General features: G+C 36.3%; 18 protein-coding genes and 1 tRNA gene. 10 read left to right on the top strand and 9 right to left on the bottom strand.

The window, feature by feature from the left end:
• Nucleotides 1–3: 3 nt before the first annotated feature.
• A complete protein-coding gene (gene gapA, locus GWI68_RS12605) occupies nt 4–999 on the bottom strand; it encodes a glyceraldehyde-3-phosphate dehydrogenase (RefSeq protein ID WP_036936343.1) in 996 nt (331 codons plus the stop codon).
• 343 nt (nt 1,000–1,342) lie between these two features.
• On the opposite strand from gapA, the gene msrB reads away from it, so the two are divergent.
• Nucleotides 1,343–1,780 carry a peptide-methionine (R)-S-oxide reductase MsrB gene (gene msrB / locus GWI68_RS12600; protein WP_072068316.1) on the top strand — a complete coding sequence of 146 codons (438 nt, stop codon included), beginning with the start codon at nt 1,343–1,345 and terminating at the stop codon, nt 1,778–1,780.
• Nucleotides 1,781–1,862: 82 nt separating this feature from the next.
• A complete protein-coding gene (locus GWI68_RS12595) occupies nt 1,863–2,144 on the top strand; it encodes a DUF1315 family protein (RefSeq protein ID WP_166540513.1) in 282 nt (93 codons plus the stop codon).
• 106 nt (nt 2,145–2,250) lie between these two features.
• On the opposite strand, the gene pncA is transcribed toward GWI68_RS12595, so the two are convergent.
• From pncA to sppA, 3 genes are all read right to left on the bottom strand, one after another.
• Complete coding sequence (gene pncA / locus GWI68_RS12590) at nt 2,251–2,895, bottom strand: bifunctional nicotinamidase/pyrazinamidase (RefSeq protein ID WP_166540512.1); 645 nt, start codon at nt 2,893–2,895, stop codon at nt 2,251–2,253.
• Between the two features lie 22 nt (nt 2,896–2,917).
• Complete coding sequence (gene ansA / locus GWI68_RS12585) at nt 2,918–3,940, bottom strand: asparaginase (RefSeq protein WP_109407661.1); 1,023 nt, start codon at nt 3,938–3,940, stop codon at nt 2,918–2,920.
• 245 nt (nt 3,941–4,185) lie between these two features.
• Nucleotides 4,186–6,042, bottom strand: coding sequence for a signal peptide peptidase SppA (gene sppA, locus GWI68_RS12580; RefSeq protein ID WP_166540511.1), 1,857 nt, complete (start codon nt 6,040–6,042; stop codon nt 4,186–4,188).
• A gap of 546 nt (nt 6,043–6,588) precedes the next feature.
• Between sppA and GWI68_RS12575 the strand changes: the two genes are divergently transcribed.
• The 3 genes from GWI68_RS12575 to GWI68_RS12565 are packed head-to-tail and all read left to right on the top strand — an operon-like array spanning nt 6,589 to nt 10,165.
• Nucleotides 6,589–7,140: an NAD(P)H nitroreductase gene (locus GWI68_RS12575; protein ID WP_166540510.1), complete on the top strand. Its 552-nt coding sequence runs from the start codon at nt 6,589–6,591 to the stop codon at nt 7,138–7,140.
• Nucleotides 7,141–7,155: 15 nt separating this feature from the next.
• The gene (gene selD, locus GWI68_RS12570) at nt 7,156–8,199 is read left to right on the top strand and encodes a selenide, water dikinase SelD (protein WP_166540509.1); all 1,044 of its coding nucleotides are present in this window, start codon (nt 7,156–7,158) and stop codon (nt 8,197–8,199) included.
• 4 nt (nt 8,200–8,203) lie between these two features.
• Entirely contained in the window at nt 8,204–10,165 is a 1,962-nt protein-coding gene (locus GWI68_RS12565) for a DNA topoisomerase III (protein ID WP_166540508.1), read from the top strand.
• A gap of 66 nt (nt 10,166–10,231) precedes the next feature.
• Here the strand turns inward: GWI68_RS12565 and xthA are convergent, their stop codons facing one another.
• A complete protein-coding gene (gene xthA, locus GWI68_RS12560; RefSeq protein WP_166540507.1) occupies nt 10,232–11,038 on the bottom strand; it encodes an exodeoxyribonuclease III in 807 nt (268 codons plus the stop codon).
• Nucleotides 11,039–11,479: 441 nt separating this feature from the next.
• Between xthA and GWI68_RS12555 the strand changes: the two genes are divergently transcribed.
• Complete coding sequence (locus GWI68_RS12555) at nt 11,480–12,343, top strand: LysR family transcriptional regulator (protein ID WP_166540506.1); 864 nt, start codon at nt 11,480–11,482, stop codon at nt 12,341–12,343.
• Between the two features lie 30 nt (nt 12,344–12,373).
• Here GWI68_RS12555 and GWI68_RS12550 read toward each other — a convergent pair.
• From GWI68_RS12550 to GWI68_RS12540, 3 genes are all read right to left on the bottom strand, one after another.
• Nucleotides 12,374–12,458 (bottom strand) — tRNA-Tyr (locus GWI68_RS12550).
• Nucleotides 12,459–12,712: 254 nt separating this feature from the next.
• Entirely contained in the window at nt 12,713–13,561 is an 849-nt protein-coding gene (gene purU, locus GWI68_RS12545; protein ID WP_166540505.1) for a formyltetrahydrofolate deformylase, read from the bottom strand.
• Nucleotides 13,562–13,599: 38 nt separating this feature from the next.
• Entirely contained in the window at nt 13,600–14,073 is a 474-nt protein-coding gene (locus GWI68_RS12540) for a YchJ family protein (RefSeq protein WP_166540504.1), read from the bottom strand.
• 149 nt (nt 14,074–14,222) lie between these two features.
• Here GWI68_RS12540 and rssB point away from each other — a divergent pair, with 149 nt between their 5' ends.
• The 3 genes from rssB (at nt 14,223) to GWI68_RS12525 (ending at nt 17,607) form a co-directional block, all read left to right on the top strand.
• On the top strand, nt 14,223–15,242 hold the full coding sequence (gene rssB, locus GWI68_RS12535) for a two-component system response regulator RssB (RefSeq protein WP_109407653.1): 1,020 nt from the start codon (nt 14,223–14,225) through the stop codon (nt 15,240–15,242).
• Nucleotides 15,243–15,420: 178 nt separating this feature from the next.
• A complete protein-coding gene (gene galU, locus GWI68_RS12530) occupies nt 15,421–16,329 on the top strand; it encodes a UTP--glucose-1-phosphate uridylyltransferase GalU (RefSeq protein WP_109407652.1) in 909 nt (302 codons plus the stop codon).
• 270 nt (nt 16,330–16,599) lie between these two features.
• Complete coding sequence (locus tag GWI68_RS12525) at nt 16,600–17,607, top strand: NAD-dependent epimerase (protein WP_109407651.1); 1,008 nt, start codon at nt 16,600–16,602, stop codon at nt 17,605–17,607.
• A 230-nt stretch (nt 17,608–17,837) separates the two neighbouring features.
• Here the strand turns inward: GWI68_RS12525 and hns are convergent, their stop codons facing one another.
• The gene (gene hns, locus GWI68_RS12520) at nt 17,838–18,242 is read right to left on the bottom strand and encodes a histone-like nucleoid-structuring protein H-NS (protein ID WP_072068302.1); all 405 of its coding nucleotides are present in this window, start codon (nt 18,240–18,242) and stop codon (nt 17,838–17,840) included.
• 509 nt (nt 18,243–18,751) lie between these two features.
• On the opposite strand from hns, the gene GWI68_RS12515 reads away from it, so the two are divergent.
• Complete coding sequence (locus tag GWI68_RS12515; RefSeq protein WP_166540503.1) at nt 18,752–19,348, top strand: thymidine kinase; 597 nt, start codon at nt 18,752–18,754, stop codon at nt 19,346–19,348.
• Nucleotides 19,349–20,141: the final 793 nt, after the last annotated feature.

Genomic DNA, 20,141 nt, shown 5'->3' with positions numbered 1-20,141 from the left:
TAATTATTTAGAGATATGAGAAATCAGATCCAGAACTTTGTTTGAATAACCAACTTCGTTGTCGTACCAAGCAACTAATTTAACAAAGTTGTCGTTCAGAGCGATACCTGCTTTAGCATCAAATACTGAAGTCAGAACTTCGCCATTGAAGTCAGTTGAAACAACTGCATCTTCAGTGTAACCCAGAACGCCTTTCAGTTCGCCTTCAGCTGCTGCTTTGATAGCATCACAGATTTGTGCGTAAGAAGCTGGTTTTTCCAGACGTGCAGTCAGGTCAACAACAGAAACGTTAGGAGTAGGAACACGGAAAGACATACCAGTCAGTTTGCCGTTCAGTTCAGGAATAACTTTACCTACAGCTTTAGCAGCACCAGTTGATGATGGGATGATGTTTTGAGAAGCACCACGACCACCACGCCAGTCTTTTGCAGAAGGACCATCAACAGTACGTTGAGTTGCAGTTGTTGCGTGAACAGTAGTCATCAGGCCTTCAACGATACCGAAGTTGTCGTTGATAACTTTAGCTAAAGGCGCTAAGCAGTTAGTAGTACAAGATGCGTTAGAAACGATATCTTGGCCTGCGTATGATTTATGGTTTACGCCCATTACGAACATAGGAGTGCTGTCTTTTGAAGGACCAGTCAGAACAACTTTTTTCGCACCAGCTTGGATGTGTTTACGAGCAGTTTCGTCAGTTAAGAACAGACCAGTTGCTTCTGCAACAACGTCAGCACCGACTTCGTTCCATTTCAGATTTGCTGGATCTCTTTCTGAAGTTACGCGGATGGTTTTACCATTAACAACGAGGTGGCCATCTTTTACTTCAACAGTACCGTTGAAACGGCCATGAGTTGAATCGTATTTCAGCATGTATGCCATGTAGTCTGCGTCTAACAGATCGTTAATACCTACGATTTCGATATCTGAACGTTCTTGAGCAGCACGGAAAACGATGCGGCCGATACGACCAAAACCATTAATACCTACTTTGATAGTCATATGTATTCCACCAGCTTTAATTTAGTGAATTAAAAAGTTGCTTCTAAAGTTACCAAAACCGCGCCAATCGTCAAGCGGAATCGTGTCAATAATTGCAAAAAATCAATTAAAAAAACACTTTTCGCTTAAAGATTGGTCGTTTTAGCTAAATGTTACGCTGTGTATTATCGGGATCAACGCCGATAAATGAAGTTACCTTTGCTCCGTTATGTGAAATTCATCACATTTCAAAAACTAAAGATTACTCTTGATGATTTTAGACTATATTTTTCAGATTTGTTGTTAAATCTTTGTTATTATTCACTGTTGTTTTAAAAAGCATTTTTCTGAGCACGAGGTCGATATGGCAGATAATGAAAAGAAAGTGAATATTTCAAGCAATAACAATCACCTTGATTTATCAACACTCAATGAAATGCAACGTTATGTGACGCAACAACACGGCACAGAGCCTCCGTTTAGTGGTAAGTTATTACATAACCGTCAAACTGGGATTTATCACTGTTTATGTTGTTCTGCTCCTTTATTTTATTCAGATACAAAATTTGATGCAGGATGTGGCTGGCCTAGTTTTTACCAACCTGTTAACAGTGATGCGATCCGCTATATTGATGATTTTTCTCATAATATGAAAAGAACGGAAATACGTTGCCAGCAGTGTGATGCACATTTAGGTCATGTCTTTAATGATGGCCCTGCCCCTACAGGGGAGCGTTATTGTGTTAATTCAGCTTCACTGTCATTTACAAACAGTGAGACAGGCGAAGAGCAGAAAGGTTGATAGCCATTAAATTAACAAAAATATAACAAATGAAAAAACGATTCAGCCATTTTAAGTGATGATTTAGCTTATGGAGCAATCAATGGAAGTTAATGAACTTATTTCGATGGTAACCCCTGAAATTTACCAACGTATTTCCACCGCAGTTGAATTAGGCAAATGGCCTGACGGCGTTGCATTGACTGATGAACAAAAAGAACATTGCATGCAGATTGTTTTATTATGGCAAGCAAAAAATAACCACATACCTGAGCATATGACAGTAGGCACTAATGGGCAAATTACCATGAAGAGCAAACAAGAATTAAAAGCTCAGTTTCAATCTGAACGTTTGGCAACGCTAACGCCAATGGATGATGACTAAAACATATGGTGAATGGATAGAATTAATATAAAAAGGGCTACTTATTAACTGAATTGGTTAAAAATAGCCCCTTTCTGATTTTATGAAGATAAAGAAAGTAACGAACCTATTGATTGTTACGATTAAGCCAATGTGCTGAATCTATTAATGTCGCTCCCTTTGCTTGCATCTCTTCTAGCGCTACTTGGCTGTCATTATCTTGAATATTGACACCACGGCAACCGTCAGTAATAACAGATACTTGATAACCTAACTGTAAAGCATCCATGACTGTAAATTTAACGCAGTAATCAGTAGCAATACCAAGAATATAAAGATGTTTTATATTAAGCGTTTGCAAAAGGGTATGTAAGCCTGTTTGATATTCATGGTCGTTATCAAAAAAGGCACTATAGCTATCAATAAGGCGGTTTTGGCCTTTGTAAATAATATGGTTAATCAGTGTGTGATTGAGCTCAGGATGAAATTCAGCGCCGTGAGAATTTTGTACGCAATGTACTGGCCACCAAACTTGAGGTAACCCGTTCAGTTTCCCTATTTCACCTACAACAGTACCTGAGTTTTCAGCAAAACTAAGATGATCGGCAGGATGCCAATCTAAACTTGCAATAATTGGGCTTTTAGTTCGCTTGAAACCATTAATGAGCTGATTAGCTGTTTGAATAACCATCTCACTCTCGTTAACAGCTAAAGCACCCCCTATACAAAAATCGTTTTGTATATCAACCAGTAATAGCGCAGAGTTTTTCACGAAAGTTGCCCTTTTATTAAGCTTAGTCGTTATCGTTTAATGTCATTTCACCGCGAAGGTTTTGTTGCATTAAGCGACAAATTTCAGTGTAATCATATTGTTGGCTAAGGAGATAATGCAGTTTAGTTAATGTTGCCTCAAATGTCATATCATAACCACTAATAACGCCGACTTCAGCTAAGGCTTGACCTGTTGCATAACCTTCCATATTCACTCGACCAGAAATACATTGTGTAAGATTAATAACCACAATGCCACGCTCTGTTGCTTCGCGCAGTGTAGAAAGTAAAGCAGGGTGTGACGGCGCATTACCCACGCCATAAGAACGTAATATTAATGCTTTCACGGGCTGCATCAGAATATTTTTAACTATTTCATCTGAAAGGCCTGGGTAAATGGTGACAACACCAATGGGTTGAGGCGTAATATTATGCGCAATAAATTCTCCTTTTCCTTTTGGAAATGAATTAATTTTAAATTGCTTAATATTAATCCCTGCTTCTAAAAGAGGGGCGCTATTCGGTGATGCAAACGCATTAAAACCATCTGCATGTGCTTTTACTGTGCGGTTACCGCGATACAGTGTGTTATTAAAGAAAAGTGCGACTTCATTAATTGGATGATGTGCAGCTAAATAGAGCGCATTTAATAGATTCGTTTGTCCGTCAGAACGCAAAGCTTCTAAAGGAATTTGAGAGCCAGTGACAATAATGGGTTTACTGAGATTCTCGAACATAAAAGAGAGTGCTGAGGCTGTAAATGCCATGGTATCAGTACCATGAAGAATAACGAATCCGTCATAGTTATGATAATTATCATTAATATCATCAGCGATAGATTGCCAGTCTTCAGGTGTGATATTTGAAGAATCAATTAAAGGGAGGTGCTCTTTGATTGTAAAATCGGGCATCTCTTCACGATGGAATTCTGGCATTTTAGCTAATTGGCGTTGTAAATGTCCTGATACAGGAATATAGCCATGTTCAGAATGTTGCATACCAATAGTACCGCCAGTATAAACAACGTAGATTGATTTCTTTTGCATCAGACAAAGCACTCTTATTAAGCTGTGAGAAATACCTGATTATAGGGAGTTTGTAGAATAAAAAAAGGAAAGGGCGCTAAAAAAAAGAAAATAGAAACTATCTAATATCTGCTTTAAATCATTGTGTTAAAAATTGCTTGAATACAAACGAACAAAAAGTATTTATCAGAAGATTATTCTACCAAAGGCCAGAAAAATAGAGGAATACACCCACTCTATATGAGCAGGTGTATAGATTGAAAAGATTATTGAATATCACCACAAGATAAACAGTACGCATAGCGATTTAGCGGATCGTTCATATTGCGATAAAACTCAGTCTGTGTTTTAACTTCTTTTAAAACAGGTGCTGGCAAATAAGCTTGTAATGGATCAGGAATAAGCGCTTTTGCGTTAGAGGATAAACTCATTATGATCTGTTCTGACAGACTTAATTCAGGTTTCATCCAATCAACAACCGGTTGATCGATTTTTGCCATTTTAGCAACTGTATCAATAGCATCATCAAAATCACCAAACTCATCGACTAAACCGACATTTTTTGCATCTATTCCTACCCATACACGACCTTGAGCAATCAGATCAATTTGAGCCGGTGTTTTCTTCCGTGATTCAGCGACTAAATTAAGGAAAGTCTTATAACCACTTTCGATATTTAGCTGTAAAAGCTCTGCAAACTCTTCCGGTAGCTTATTAGTGACAGATAATCCGGCTAAGGGTGAAGTTGTGACGCCATCAGTATGAACACCAATAGACTCTAAGCTGTTTTCAAACGTATTAATAACGCCAAAAATACCAATAGAGCCTGTTAAGGTTGAAGGGCTAGCAATAATCTTATTTGCAGGGGTTGAGATCCAATATCCGCCTGATGCAGCCATGCCACCCATTGATACAACCACATGTTTTTTCTGTTGTTTAAAAGCAGCAACTTCACTGCGTATTTGCTCTGAAGCTGAAACACTACCACCAGGGCTATTTACACGTAATACAAGCGCTTTAATGTTCGGATCTAAACGTGCTTGGCGAATTTGATTCGCAATAGTTGAACCACCCGCTGAGCCAGGGATGCTTTCACCATCAATAATGGCACCTTGGACAACCACTACGGCAATATTTCCTTCATCACTTGTAGGTAATGAAGAGGTTAGCGTATCGGCATAATCATAAATGCTGATATTGTTAAATTGCTTATTCTCTTTATCCCACTGGAAGGTTTCTGTCATATCAGCTTCAAATTGAGCGTATGAGCTTACAGAATCCACTAATTTACGATTTAGCGCATAAGTGGCGTTATCCCCATCTGCGCTACGTAGCTGAGCAATCATCTCTTTTGCACCAGGGAAAACATCTTCTGTGGTAATGCTGCGGTTTTCTGCAACTTGGGTTAAATATGTAGACCACAGCGCATTAACTAAACGTAATGAAGCTTCACGAGACTCTGCTGACATATCATTGCGCATTAATGGCTCAACCGCAGATTTATAGGTGCCTACGCGGAAAATATGGGTACTAATCTTTAAATTTTCTAACAGTGTTTTGTAATAGAGGTTTTGAAAACCAAAACCGTAAACACCCACCCCACCTTGGGGCGTGAGATAGACTTTATCAGCATAAGAGGCGAGGTAATATTGAGACTGGCTGTAATAACCACTTACTGCAAAAATAGGTTTACCTGTCTTTTTAAACTCATTAAGCGCTTTACCAATATAATTTAGTGAAGGTTGATCAGCACCTGCGAATTCATCAAGTTTTAATACCATTCCTTTAATTTTCGGATCTTGAGAAGCTAGGCGTAGCGTATCAACAACTTCAAATAAGGAGTTTTCTTGAAGTTGGCTACTTGATACACCTAAAAGCTCACGTCCAACTTCACCTAAAGGGTTTTGTGTTGCGGTTTGGTCAACAATCACACCTTTAAGATCAACAAGAAGGGCACCTTCATAATCAACTGGTTTTTGTGCTTCTTTGGTGATTAAGAAAATACCAAAGACCATAAAGAGAAGGAAAAAGAAAATAACGTTTAAGATTAATTTCCTGATAAAGTTAATGGCTTGCCAACTAAATTTTAATATTGCGCCGATTAACTCCATAATTTTATTCATATTATCTCCACATCATGTAAAGCTAAATTTTAATCCTAAACAGTCATGCTAGAATTATTGGTAAGCAGGCTACATCCACATAATCTCATACTATTAAAACAAAATATGTTGTTAGCAATAGAGGGAATAGCAATAACAATGAAGGAATATTCTAATATAGCTCTTATTGAATGTCTGTCATTGATTTTTAGGAAACCATTAATGATAACCTTTTGTTTAAGGTGTTATTAAGCAAACATTTATCTTACGTGAAAATATCTAAAAAATGTCACATAAAAAGGCATCAAAGTAATATAGGAAATAGTCGAATTACAAAGGAAAGTAGGTTCAAAATAAGTTTAAATTAACTTAGGTAAGTTAAGATTAATCATTTTGTGAACAATAAATTACGATTAAATAATCATACAACTGATTTTTAGAAAAATTCCCGCCTAAATCTGTGGATGGTGATAATATAACAGTTTGTTATACTGCGAATTGATAAGAACTGTCCATCCCCATAAGAATGGGATCTTGCTAAAATAAAATGCTGACAGGAGAATAAAAATGGATGCATTAACACTGCTTTTGAACCGCCGTTCAGCTTCTCGACTGACTACTCCAGCCCCCGATAGTGAAGCCCTTAATACTATTTTACAGGCGGGTATGCGCGCGCCTGATCATGGTGCACTTAAGCCTTGGCACTTTATTGTGATGCAAAACGAAGGCATTGAGCGTTTTAGCCAATTACTGCATAAAGCGGCTGTTGTGGGTAATTTAGGGCCAGAAGTTGAAGAAAAAGCAAAAAATGCACCTTTTCGTGCCCCTTTGATCATCACAGTTATTGCAAAAGTGAAAGATCATCCGAAAGTGCCTGAATGGGAACAAGTGGTTGCTGCTGGTTGCAGTGTACAAGCAATGCAAATGGCCGCTGTTGCACAAGGATTTGGGGGAATTTGGCGTTCAGGCTCTTGGACTCATGATGCAGTCGTAAGAGAAGGACTTGGCTGTGGTGAACATGACCAAATTATTGGCTTTCTGTATATAGGTACACCAGCCTTAAAAGCGCCAAACACGGTTTCTCCTGCCGACTTAACTGATTTTGTGACTTATTTTTAAAAAGGATGGCATGTTATGTCTGAAGCAATTCGTTTAACACAATACAGTCATGGTGCAGGCTGTGGTTGTAAGATCTCGCCAAAAGTTTTAGAAACTATTTTGCACAGTGAGCAAGCTAAATTTCATGATCCTCATTTACTCGTGGGTAATGAAACCAAAGATGATGCTGCTGTTTATGATTTAGGAAATGGCACCGGTATTATTAGTACCACAGATTTCTTTATGCCTATCGTTGATAACCCTTATGATTTCGGGCGCATCGCTGCAACGAATGCTATCAGTGATATCTTTGCCATGGGCGGAAAACCCATCATGGCAATTGCTATTTTGGGATGGCCTATTGATAAATTGGCGCCTGAAATTGCACGTGAAGTGATTGAAGGTGGGCGAGCCGCTTGCCAAGACGCTGGAATTTCACTGGCTGGTGGACATTCTATTGATGCACCAGAGCCTATTTTCGGGCTTGCTGTAACGGGTGTCGTTCCTGTGAGCAAAGTAAAGAAAAACAGTGAAGCGAAAGCCGGATGCCAGTTATTTTTAACAAAACCTTTAGGCATTGGTGTGTTAACAACTGCTGAGAAAAAAGGTTTGTTAAAACCAGAACACCAAGGTTTAGCAACAGAAATGATGTGCCGTATGAACAAAGCTGGTGCTGATTTTTCTGATATCGAAGGTGTTACTGCAATGACCGACGTTACAGGGTTCGGTTTATTAGGTCACTTGAGTGAGATTTGTGATGGCTCTGGTGTGCAAGCTACTATTCATTTTTCACAAGTACCAAGATTGCCAGAAGTTGAATCATATATCGAAAAAGGTTGTGTACCAGGAGGTACTGGGCGCAATTTCGAAAGTTATGGACACTTGATTGGTGAAATTACTGAAATGCAACGCAAATTACTTTGCGACCCACAAACTTCAGGTGGCTTATTATTAGCTGTATTACCTGAAGCTGTGGAACAAGTTAAAGACGTCGCGGCTCGTTTTGATATTGAACTAACCTCTATCGGTGAGTTAACTGAGCCAGTGGCAGGAAAAGCGTTGATTGAAGTGATTAACTAACGTAATGAGATTATTTATTGCAGAAAAACCCAGCCTTGCTCGTGCTATTGCTGATGTATTGCCAAAACCCCATAAACGGGGTGATGGCTTTATTCTTTGTGGTGATAACCAGTATGTGACATGGTGTGTTGGTCACTTGCTTGAACAAGCTGAGCCGGATGCATACGACCCGCGGTACGCCCGCTGGTCGTTAGATGATTTGCCTATTATTCCAGAAAAATGGCAACTCAAGCCTCGAGCTGATGTTAAAAAACAGCTAGAAACAATCAAGACACTACTTAAGCAGGCAAAAGAAGTGATCCACGCTGGTGACCCCGATCGCGAAGGCCAGTTGTTAGTCGATGAAGTGCTTAACTATTTAAATATCAGCGAAGACCAAAGAAAGCAGGCGCGTCGTTGCTTAATTAATGACTTAAACCCAGCTGCTGTGACGCGCGCTATTGATAAATTACGTTATAACCATGAATTTATTCCATTATGTGTATCGGCTTTAGCAAGGGCAAGGGCTGACTGGCTTTATGGAATAAATATGACTCGAGCATATACGCTCTTAGGCCAGCGCAATGGTTATCAAGGCGTATTATCTGTAGGGCGAGTACAAACACCAGTATTAGGCTTAGTGGTTCGTCGTGATGAAGAAATTGAAAATTTTGTGCCTAAAGATTTCTTTGAAGTAAGAGCGCACGTTGTGACACCTGCAGATGAGCGCTTTACTGCAATTTGGCAGCCTAGTGAGCATTGTGAACCTTGGCAAGATGAGGAAGGGCGATTATTAAACCGAAAACTGGCAGAGCATGTTGTTGAGAGAATTAAAGACAAACCTGCCAATGTAACGGATTATCAAGATAAGCAAGAGTCTGAAATAGCACCACTTCCTTTTTCACTTTCCGCATTACAAATTGAAGCGGCAAAACGCTTTGGTTTAAGCGCACAACAAGTCTTAGATACCTGTCAGCGATTATATGAAACACATAAATTAATCACATATCCCCGTTCTGACAGTCGTTATCTCCCAGATGAACATTTTGCAGGTCGTCATGCTGTGATTAATGCCATTAGCGTGCATGACGGAAGTTTATTACCGCAAGAAACCTTAGATATTGATAAAAAGAATCGTTGCTGGGATGACAAGAAAGTGGATGCGCACCACGCCATTATTCCAACAGCAAAAACAGGTAATATTTCGTTAAATGAAAACGAAAAAAATATTTACTATCTTGTTGCTCGCCAGTATTTAATGCAATTTATGCCTGATGCGGTTTATCGCAAATGCGTGATTGAACTTGATATTGAAAACGGTAAATTTATTGCTAAAGCTCGATTTTTAGCTCAAGCAGGTTGGCGTGTGTTATTAGGTGCCAAAGAGCAAGATTCGGAAAATGATGGTTCTGCATTACCTATAGTAAAAAAAGGTGATGAACTGTTGTGTGAAAAAGGTGAGATTGTTGAAAAACAAACACAACCTCCAAGGCCTTTTACAGATGCAACATTACTTTCAGCCATGACAGGTATTGCGCGCTTTGTTCAAGATAAAGAACTTAAGAAAATCCTAAGAGCGACGGATGGATTAGGTACTGAAGCGACAAGGGCGGGCATCATTGAATTACTGTTTAAACGTGGTTTTTTGCAAAAGAAAGGACGAGCCATTAATTCAACGCCAGCGGGTAGAGCATTAATTCATGTATTGCCAGATATGGCAACCTTACCGGATATGACTGCACATTGGGAGTCGATACTCACACAAATTAGTGAGAAACAATTTAAATATCAAGATTTTATGATGCCATTAAATAACACCTTGATAGAATTGATTACTCAAGCGAAACGTCGCCCGAATATTCAAGCTTTCAGAAATCTTCCTGCGCCAGCGCATAATAAAAAGCGCAAAACAGCAACTAAAGGAAGTAACAAAGCAAGCGCCACAAAAAATAAAGCGCAGAGTAAAGAAGCTGCGACTGATAATTAAGCCATAAATAAAAAGCACTTCCTTAAATAATAAGGAAGTGCTTTTTTGAATAATGATTAAAGACGATTAGATTTTAAATTCAGCCCATACAGGGGCATGATCGGATGGTTTTTCCATTCCACGAATATCGTAATCAATTCCTGTTGAAATACAATTATCCGCTAAACAACGACTGGCTAAGAGTAAATCGATACGTAGTCCACGGTTGTCATCAAATCCTTTAGAACGATAATCAAACCACGAGAATTTATCATCTGTTTCAGGATGTTGTTGGCGGAAAGTATCTGTTAATCCCCAGCCCATCAATGTTGCCAGCCATTCACGCTCTTCAGGTAGGAAAGAACATTTCCCTGTTTTTAACCAGCGTTTCATATTATTTTCGCCAATGCCAATATCTTTATCTGTTGGGCTAATATTTAAATCACCCATAATAAGCACTGGGGAGGTTGGTTTTAAACTGGTAGTTAGGTAATTTTGTAAATCAGCATAGAATTTTTCTTTTGCTGGAAATTTAGTTTCATGATCACGACTTTCACCTTGAGGAAAGTACCCATTCATTACAGTGAGTAATCCTGCGGGTGTTTCAATATCTGCCATGATCATTCGACGTTGAGCATCTTCGTCATCGCCAGGAAAGCCTTTACGTACTGCAACAGGTTTTGCTTTTGTTAATAAGGCAACGCCATAATGTCCTTTTTGTCCATGATAAAAAACATGGTAGCCCAAAGATCCCACACTTTCTAATGGGAACATATCATCATGAACTTTCGTTTCTTGAAGCCCGATAACGTCAGGTTGGTGTTTTTCTATGATAGCTTCAAGTTGGTGAGGGCGAGCACGTAAACCATTAATATTGAAAGAGACAAATTTCATGTGACTGTAACCATTTATATATTGAATAATAGGATGCCTTATACTATCAGGATCATAAAATGAATGTAAGTAAATCACTTAAATCATGGCACGGCTTATCAATAGAAAAATAAAATTAGATAAAATAAAGAGCAATCAAAGAAAGTACGATAAATTAATAAAAATAGTTAATTGCATAATAAAAATTATTAATTAAACAAAGTAGAAACATAAACTAATCTTTGATAGAAGAATATAAGTATTATTATTCTTTATATGTAAGGAATAATGACATAATAAAAATAGCATTGCGGTTATAAATTGTATTCATTAAAAGGAGGTAAGGAAATATTTATATAAAACTATATTTATATAAAATTAATTTTTAAATTAATTAATCTATATTTACATTAAATGAATTAATGAAATTATTTGTTCAACACAGCAAAGGAATGGTGAATTATGTTTTTTTCTCGTAAATTAGAAGCCTTTATGGCCGTAGTTGAAAATGGTTCATTAAGTAAAGCTGCTCGTGTCATGAATCGAACGACACCTCCAGTTGCTAAGTCTATAAAGGACTTTGAGGCAGTATTGGGAAAGCGTCTATTTAAGCGAGAGAAGTTTGGTATGAGCTTAACGCAAGAAGGGCTTGAACTTTATAATGATTTAAAATCACTTTATCTTCAGGAAAAAGAGATAACAAAAAAACATACCACAGGTATTATTAATAATAGTATTCATGTTTATTATGATTGGGGGAAAAGCCAGTATTTAACGCAACTTTATCAGGCAGCTAATAAAAATTATTCACATATAAATATAATGCGATTCTCAAAAGAAAACTTTGATGAAATACCTGACTATGATGGAAATACATTAATATTAAGTTCAGAGAAAATTATTAGTGAAAGATTTAGTCTTATTCATAAAATAGATAATAAATATCTGGGGATTTGTTGTCAGCAAGAAGTTGCTAATAGTGCTAATAAGAATATTGATAAACTCTTAAGTGAAAATATTTGGTTATGTGATCCCGCATTATACAAAACAGCTAAAATAAAAAAATTAGAGAATGAAATAAGAGATGGGGGAAAATCTGTTTGCGTTAGAATGATGGATGATCTTAATTGTTGTTTACGTTTTATTCAAACGCACCATTCTCTTTTATTTACAGATGAAAACCCATTGAAAGATGAGTATGACGGAGAGCTCTGTTTTATTCCTTTAACTCAACCTACAATACTGTACAACTGTTATATTTATAAATCTAAGTATCATTCAAGCGTGTTGAATCGTTTTATTGATTTGATTGGAAAAATGGGATAAAAAATCTATTGGGATGAAGCTAAGAAGAGATGGTGGTGGGAGAAGGATTCGAACCTTCGAAGTCTGTGACGGCAGATTTACAGTCTGCTCCCTTTGGCCGCTTGGGTATCCCACCAACATTAAATTGTTCTGCTGTCCGTGACAGCGGGCGCAATAATACCAAATACCGAAGATCTGTAAAGCGCTATTTTGCTAAAAGTAGATCGTTTGCTGTAAAAATGTGCGTATTGTTCAGCTTTTGCGCTCTATCGTATTGATTTTAAGCAAAAACGTGAAAATTAATAGAAGATAAAACAAACCGCGATATGTTTTGTATCGCGGTTTATTTTTAGATAACTACAATGTATTCAATATTCATGGTTTGAGAACTTATAAAATAATTGTTCTGTTACCATAAACGAAGACACGTTGTGAAAGTACCCAATATAAAGCATGGCTAAGTACATTTTTCTCAACATCACGACCAGCTCTCATCATATCTTCTGCAGAAAATGTGTGGTCAACGTTAATTACGTTCTGTGTGATGATTGGGCCTTCATCTAAGTTATCATTTACGTAGTGAGCTGTAGCACCAATGATCTTGACTCCGCGCTCGTAAGCCTGATGGTAAGGGCGAGCACCAATAAAGGCCGGCAAGAAGGAGTGGTGAATATTGATAATTTGATTTGGGAAGTTTTGTACAAATGCAGGTGTTAATACACGCATGTATTTTGCGAGTACAACATAATCAGGTTTGTATTGATTAATTTGTGCAATTAACTTTTCATCATGTTGATCACGGGTTAATCCTTCATGACTAACAAGATGGAAAGGAATATCAAATTGCTCTACTAAATGTTTTAACGTGTCATGATTACCAATAACAGCGGCAATTTCCACATCCAGATCGCCAAATGCGCTCTTCATTAATAAATCGCCAAGGCAATGTGCTTCTTTGGTCACCATAACCACAATGCGACGACGACCTGCGGTATTCAATTCACGTTGAGAACCTTGCGGTAATGCATCATCTAAATCAGCAAGAAAAGTTTCATCATTAAAGATACCTTCAAGCTCAGTACGCATAAAAAAGCGACCAGTACGATGATCAACAAATTCACTATTTTGAACAATATTTAATTGATGCTTGTAGCAAATATTGGTGATTTTAGCGATAAGTCCTTTTGCATCAGGACAAATAGTACGCAGTATTTTTTTTTGAGTATTTGGGTGTTGCATGTATGGATAAATCCTTTCTTTTACTTCTGTGTTTGCAATTATTTGATGTTATTTTCACAACATTTTTTGTATTTACGCCCTGAACCACAAGGGCAGGGATCGTTTCGTCCCACTTTCGGTTTCACACCGTCAATATAAAACCAACAGCCGTCTATTTTTAGAAAACGAGAGCGTTCATGTAAGTACTGTTTATCATCGGCATTTCTTTCAATAAAGCAAGCCGAGAATTCAACGTATGCCTCATTTTTATTTGTGCTCGCTTGTAATGAGATAATTTTGAGTCCAAGCCATTGCGTATTTGGAAAGCCTGAAGTTAATTCATCGTGCAAGGATGCAACACGGCAAGAGGGGTGCCACGTCTTTATTAAGTAATCAGCATTATGTTTAACGAATGCGCTATAACGCGAACGCATTAATGCTTCTGCTGTTGGGGCATTTTTTTGCCCCGAATGGTAAGGCTCACAGCAATCAGAGTAGAATAATTGGCTATTACAGGGGCATAAATTCGACAAAATAATGTCCTAACTCACGTTATTAGTATGACGATTTCCCATAGATTGAAAAAAGTAATGATTGAGAATAATTAACGTCAATGTTGAACTAAACTAGTAATGTATCGCTAATTTATCAGCATGTGAAACGATAGTTACTGGAGTAACCAATGAATAAAGCCTTAGTGGGTAAAAAAATCTTGATAATTGATGATGAGGTTGTTTTTCGCACTATGCTGACGGAATACTTCTCACATGAAAAAGCGTGTGTTTATACAACCGATAACGGTAGCCAAGCATTATCTTTATTAGATAAGGGATTATTACCAGACCTTATTTTATGTGATATTCGTATGCCGGTTATGAATGGCCCTACGTTTTTGTGTCACCTTGAACAACGTAAACTTGCTATTCCTGTTATTGCTATTTCATGTACAGATAATATGTCTGAAGTAGATGATATGTTGCGCTTAGGGGCGCAAGAAATTTTTCTTAAGCCAATAACACATCTCGATAAATTAAAACAAAAAGTTATTGAAGTATTATGCCCAGGTTTTTTTGAATCAGTATTAATAGAAGGTATACATTTAGAACCTCTTTGGAATAGCTTGCGAAAAGATACACATTATATTCAGTCGTTCATAAAACAGATGCAACCTCAGGTTAAACAAGTTGTAGCGGGATATTGTGTTAATTATCGTCAGTTAAATGATATTGCTAAAATGGGATTGTTATTTGATATTGCTGCCTTATCAGAAGATCAAATTATTTTTTATTGTGTTGATATATCACGGGATGACGAAAATGGGCTTTTGGTCGCTTTACTCTTACGAGTTGTATTTAATGATGTATTAAAATCGTCAGAAAAAAATCGTTCCCTTCCAAGTATGTATAACATGTTGAATAAACTTAATAAAATGCTGAATGAAATAGGTGTAAAAGGGCAGTTTCCTATCACTTTAGGGTATTATCATACACAGAAAAAAAATATATTATTGGCATCAGCAGGATTACGAGCTGAAATAAAAACAGAGAGCAAAAAATTCGAATTGAATAGCGGTGTTCCTTTAGGTACTTTGCAACTTTTATATATTAACCAAATAAAATGTGAAGGAACAAATTGGCAATGTAAAATTTGGGATAATACGAATCAGATTAAATTAATGTTTTCCCCTATCTATAAAAGTTAAATTTAGATTAAATAAATACAGAATATCGTGCATATATTAAACATAAATGAAGAACTATCTCAATTAAGCGGTAGGGCTCTGTTTATCCTTAGATATTAGCTGGTATACTCTGGCGATTATTTTTTATGTACCCATTCATATTTAAAAATAGAACGGTACGAATTGCAGGAGAAGTATAATGTCATCAGCAGTGCGTAAAGTTAGAAAAGCGGTGATCCCTGTTGCTGGATTAGGTACAAGAATGTTACCTGCAACTAAGGCAATTCCGAAAGAAATGTTGCCTGTGGTTGATAAACCACTTATTCAATATGTGGTTAATGAATGTATTGCAGCAGGTATTAATGAAATTGTCCTTGTCACACATTCTTCTAAAAACTCCATTGAAAACCATTTTGATACCAGCTTTGAATTAGAAGCTATTTTAGAAAAACGAGTTAAACGTCAACTATTAGAAGAAGTACAAGGTATTTGCCCAAGCCATGTCACTATCATGCAAACTCGTCAAGGGATCGCAAAAGGATTAGGTCACGCTATTTTATGTGCAAAACCTTTAATTGGTGATGAGCCTTTTGCTGTTATTTTGCCCGATGTTATTTTAGATAGATACAGCGCAGATTTAACCAAAGTTAACCTGAAAGAGATGCTTTCCCATTTTGAGCGCTCTGGGGCAAGCCAAATTTTAGTTGAACCAGTACCCGAAGATGAAGTTTCTAACTATGGTATTGTTGATTGCATGGGAGAACAATTATGCCCAGGTGATAGCAAACCAATTACTCGTGTTGTCGAAAAACCGAAGAAAGAAGAAGCCCCTTCAAATTTATCTATCGTGGGCCGTTATGTGTTATCTGAAAGTATTTGGCCATTATTGGCAAAAACAGCGCCAGGTGCGGGTGATGAAATTCAGTTAACTGATGCGATTGCGATGCTGATTGAAAAAGAAGCCGTTGAGGCTTATCACCTACAAGGGAAAAGCCACGATTGTGGTAATAAATTAGGGTATATGAAAGCATTCGTAGAATATGGTATACAGCACGAAGAGTTTGGTGAAGATTTCGCACAATGGTTAAAATCACTAAAAGTAGAGTGAAATGACTCTGAATGATAATCATTTTGTATGGTAGCTTTTATTGTATGGTTCTTGCGAATACATTGTATTTTATAGACAGATGATTTTGTGAGAAATGCTAGATAAAGTGATCACAAGAGATTAAGGTATGGCTCAATGCAATCATGTATTGAGCCATACTGATTTTTGTAAAGTATGATAATGTTAAGCGTTATGATGTTTAATCAAGGTGATATTAAGCATGATAACGTTGACGTGAATAATAATTAATTGGGTTATTTGAGTGATAATATGAAAATATTAGTAACAGGTGCTGCGGGGTTTATTGGCTCTCATTTAAGTCAGCGTTTAATTGAAATGGGCTATCATGTTGTTGGAATAGATAATCTTAATGATTATTATGATGTACGCTTAAAAGAAGCTCGATTAGCTAAATTACAACAGTTAGAAAAGTTTCAATTTGAGAAAGTTGATATCGTTGATTCAGCAAAAGTGGCTCAATTATTTGTAACTCATCAGTTTGATCGTGTTATTCATCTAGCGGCTCAGCCTGGAGTACGCTATTCAATTGAAAATCCAATGGCCTATATTGATGCAAATATTGTCGGTCATATTAATATATTAGAAGGATGTCGTCACAATAAAGTAGGGCATCTTATCTATTCCTCTTCAAGCTCTGTATATGGTTTAAATCAAAAGCAACCGTTCTCAACGGAAGATAGTGTTGATCATCCTGTTTCATTATATGCAGCAACTAAAAAAGCCAATGAGCTAATGTCTCATAGTTATTCGCATTTATATCAATTACCCACAACTGGATTACGATTCTTTACCGTATATGGTCCTTGGGGTCGCCCAGATATGGCATTATTTAAATTCACAAAAGCAATGCTTGCTGGTGAACCTATTGATGTTTATAACGGCGGAAATATGACACGCGATTTCACTTATGTCGCTGATATCGTAGAGTCAGTTGTTCGTTTAATTGATATTGTTCCTAAAGCGGATGAAAGCTGGACAGTAGAAAAGGGCGAGACATCGTCTAGTTCTGCACCTTATAAAATCTATAATGTAGGTAATGGGCAACCAACAAAACTAATGGATTTTATTAAGGCAATTGAAAAATCATTAAATATTAAAGCAAAACTAAATTTAATGCCGATGCAAGATGGTGATGTCCTTTCTACCTGCGCCGATTGCCAAGATTTATCTCAGACTACCGGCTTCTCACCAAATACAAATGTAGAATACGGTGTAAAACAGTTTGTTGATTGGTATTTAAGTTATTATAAAAACTAAAGTTGTTGACTTAATAGAAACGAATAAAAAAGGAGCTATAAAAGCTCCTTTTCTATTATAAATAAAAGTCAATAATGTGATTTTCACATTCTCTATTTTTGTTTCCCAACCCTATATACAAACAACATCAGCACATATTAAAATTAAACGCTTGTTTAATATCAGGGGCAAACAAGAAAATACCCTTTTAAATAATTAAAAGGGTATTTCAAATAGAATATTGACTTAAATTAGATAAGGAAATCTTCTAATGATTTGCCTTCTTCGTCAATTGCACGTTTGATTACAGCTGGTGTACGACCTTGGCCTGTCCAAGTTTTAGTTTCACCATTTTCATCAACGTAAGAATATTTAGCTGGACGAGCTGCACGTTTAGCACGGCCAGTTTTATTAACGGCACTTGCTTCAAGTAAGTCTGTTGGGTCAATACCGGCTTCTTCTAACATTTCACGGTATTTTTGTAATTTCTGAACACGCTCTTCTTCAGCTGCTTTTTCTAATGAGAATTCTTCACGACGCTCATTAACGACAACTTCGAGCTTTTCCAGCATTTCTTCTAAAGTTTCTAAAGAAGTTTCTCTTGCTTGTGCGCGGAGAGTACGGATGTTATTTAATATTTTTAAAGATTCGCTCATTTTCCTGGTCTCAAATAAATGTTGTTGGCTGATGTAATACTAATAATAGATTGCTATTTAAATTTCTGCAATACCTAAATACAAACCTTACGTAAAATTTCTTTTTTTTAAACTATTATCTCAACGAAAAAAATAATAAATGTTGAGGTATCTTTAGTCAATAAAGGAAATATGAGTAAGGAAATGCATCTTTTAACGGATGATAGCGCTAATGTAAAAGAATAGAAAGCTTTGTTCATTTTTTTATAATAACGGACTTTTTTATAAAAATGAGTTGGGGTTAACTTTCATACTTTAATAAACGTATATCAAGGCGTGTTTTAATATGTTAAGTACTTATTAAAGCTATTTATTTTTTAGGCAAAAATTAGCATTAACAATGAGTCTCATCTTTGAATGGTATATCTAGAATAGAAATAAAGGTAATAAATACTTGTTATTGATAACTTGCAGACTGTTTATGTTAGACTGTCGCCCGTGAAAATAAACACTATTTAAGGAGAGAGCTGATGGCTCAGCTTTACTTTTATTATTCAGCTATGAATGCTGGAAAATCAACATCTTTATTGCAATCCTCTTATAACTATAATGAGCGAGGAATGCGTACATTGATTTTTACAGCGGCTATTGATACACGCTTTGCAAAGGGAAAAATTAGTTCAAGAATTGGCTTAAGTGCTGATGCATTGCTCTTCAGTGATGATATGAATATTCGTGATGTTATTGCTGCTGAGCATAACAAACAACCTATTCATTGTGTATTAATTGATGAATGCCAATTTTTAAGTAAGGCTCATGTAGAACAACTTTGCGAAATAACGGACACCTATGATATTCCAGTTCTTACTTATGGTTTAAGAACAGATTTTAGAGGTGAGTTATTTACAGGTAGTGCTTATTTATTAGCGTGGGCAGATAAGTTAGTAGAGCTTAAAACAGTGTGTTACTGCGGTAGAAAAGCAAATAAAGTATTACGCTTAGATGATAAAGGAAATGTGCTGAGCGATGGTGCTCAAGTTGAAATTGGCGGAAATGAAAAATATGTTTCAGTTTGCCGTAAGCATTATACTCAGGCAACGCTAAAAGGGAGTATTGAACAAGAGTAACCTTTTTCATTTCCCTCTTTTGCGTATTTATAATGATGAAAGAGGGATTAAAATTAGTATCCAAATAAAAGCTTATATTACTTAATACTAAAAAATGTTTATCTATTTTTTAAATTTAGCCAATTTATTGGCTTTTTTTATATCAAAAATTGGCCATTCTGGTGTCCTTATGTAAAGAAATATTCTTTTTTTAAGAGAAAATTTATTCATTTCATAGATTTCATTATCATTAATCAAAAAAAACATAATCAAATATACGTAGGGTGTCTATTTTGTGATGCTGACATTGTTTTTTACAAATGATAAGACGTAAAAACATTTGATATACTAATATTATTCATAGTTTAATAAAATTGAATAAAGATAGTCATAATGGGCTATAAATCTATTTCTATTATCTATGCTTAACATAATGAAACATTTATATCGAGTCTCATTGGTGGCGCTTATTGGTTCATCTGAATCATTATCTAATAAATAAAAGATCTCACTCTATGAATTTTAATACAAGAAAGGAACTGCGCTTTTTATACTCCTAAAGGAGTAAGTCAAACCGTTAAGTGTACGAATAGCGACCTTTTGTCAGGTTATTACTTTATCAATACGCATACAGTATTTTGATAATATTTTATTGAAATTATGTGCTTTATAAAGTGAATGTTATTAATAACGTTGATGTGGGAATATTTTATATCAATATATTTTGATCGTTATTTAAAAGCTAAATGGATCGAAATGTTCATCTTTCTTCTTTTGTCTAATGAGAATAAAACTCACAGTGGACGAAAAACGG

The organism is Proteus sp. G2669 (genome assembly GCF_009915245.1).
GTDB lineage: Bacteria > Pseudomonadota > Gammaproteobacteria > Enterobacterales > Enterobacteriaceae > Proteus.
The sequence above is the reverse complement of the archived record's forward strand: the minus strand, read 5'-3'. Positions and strand labels throughout refer to the sequence as shown.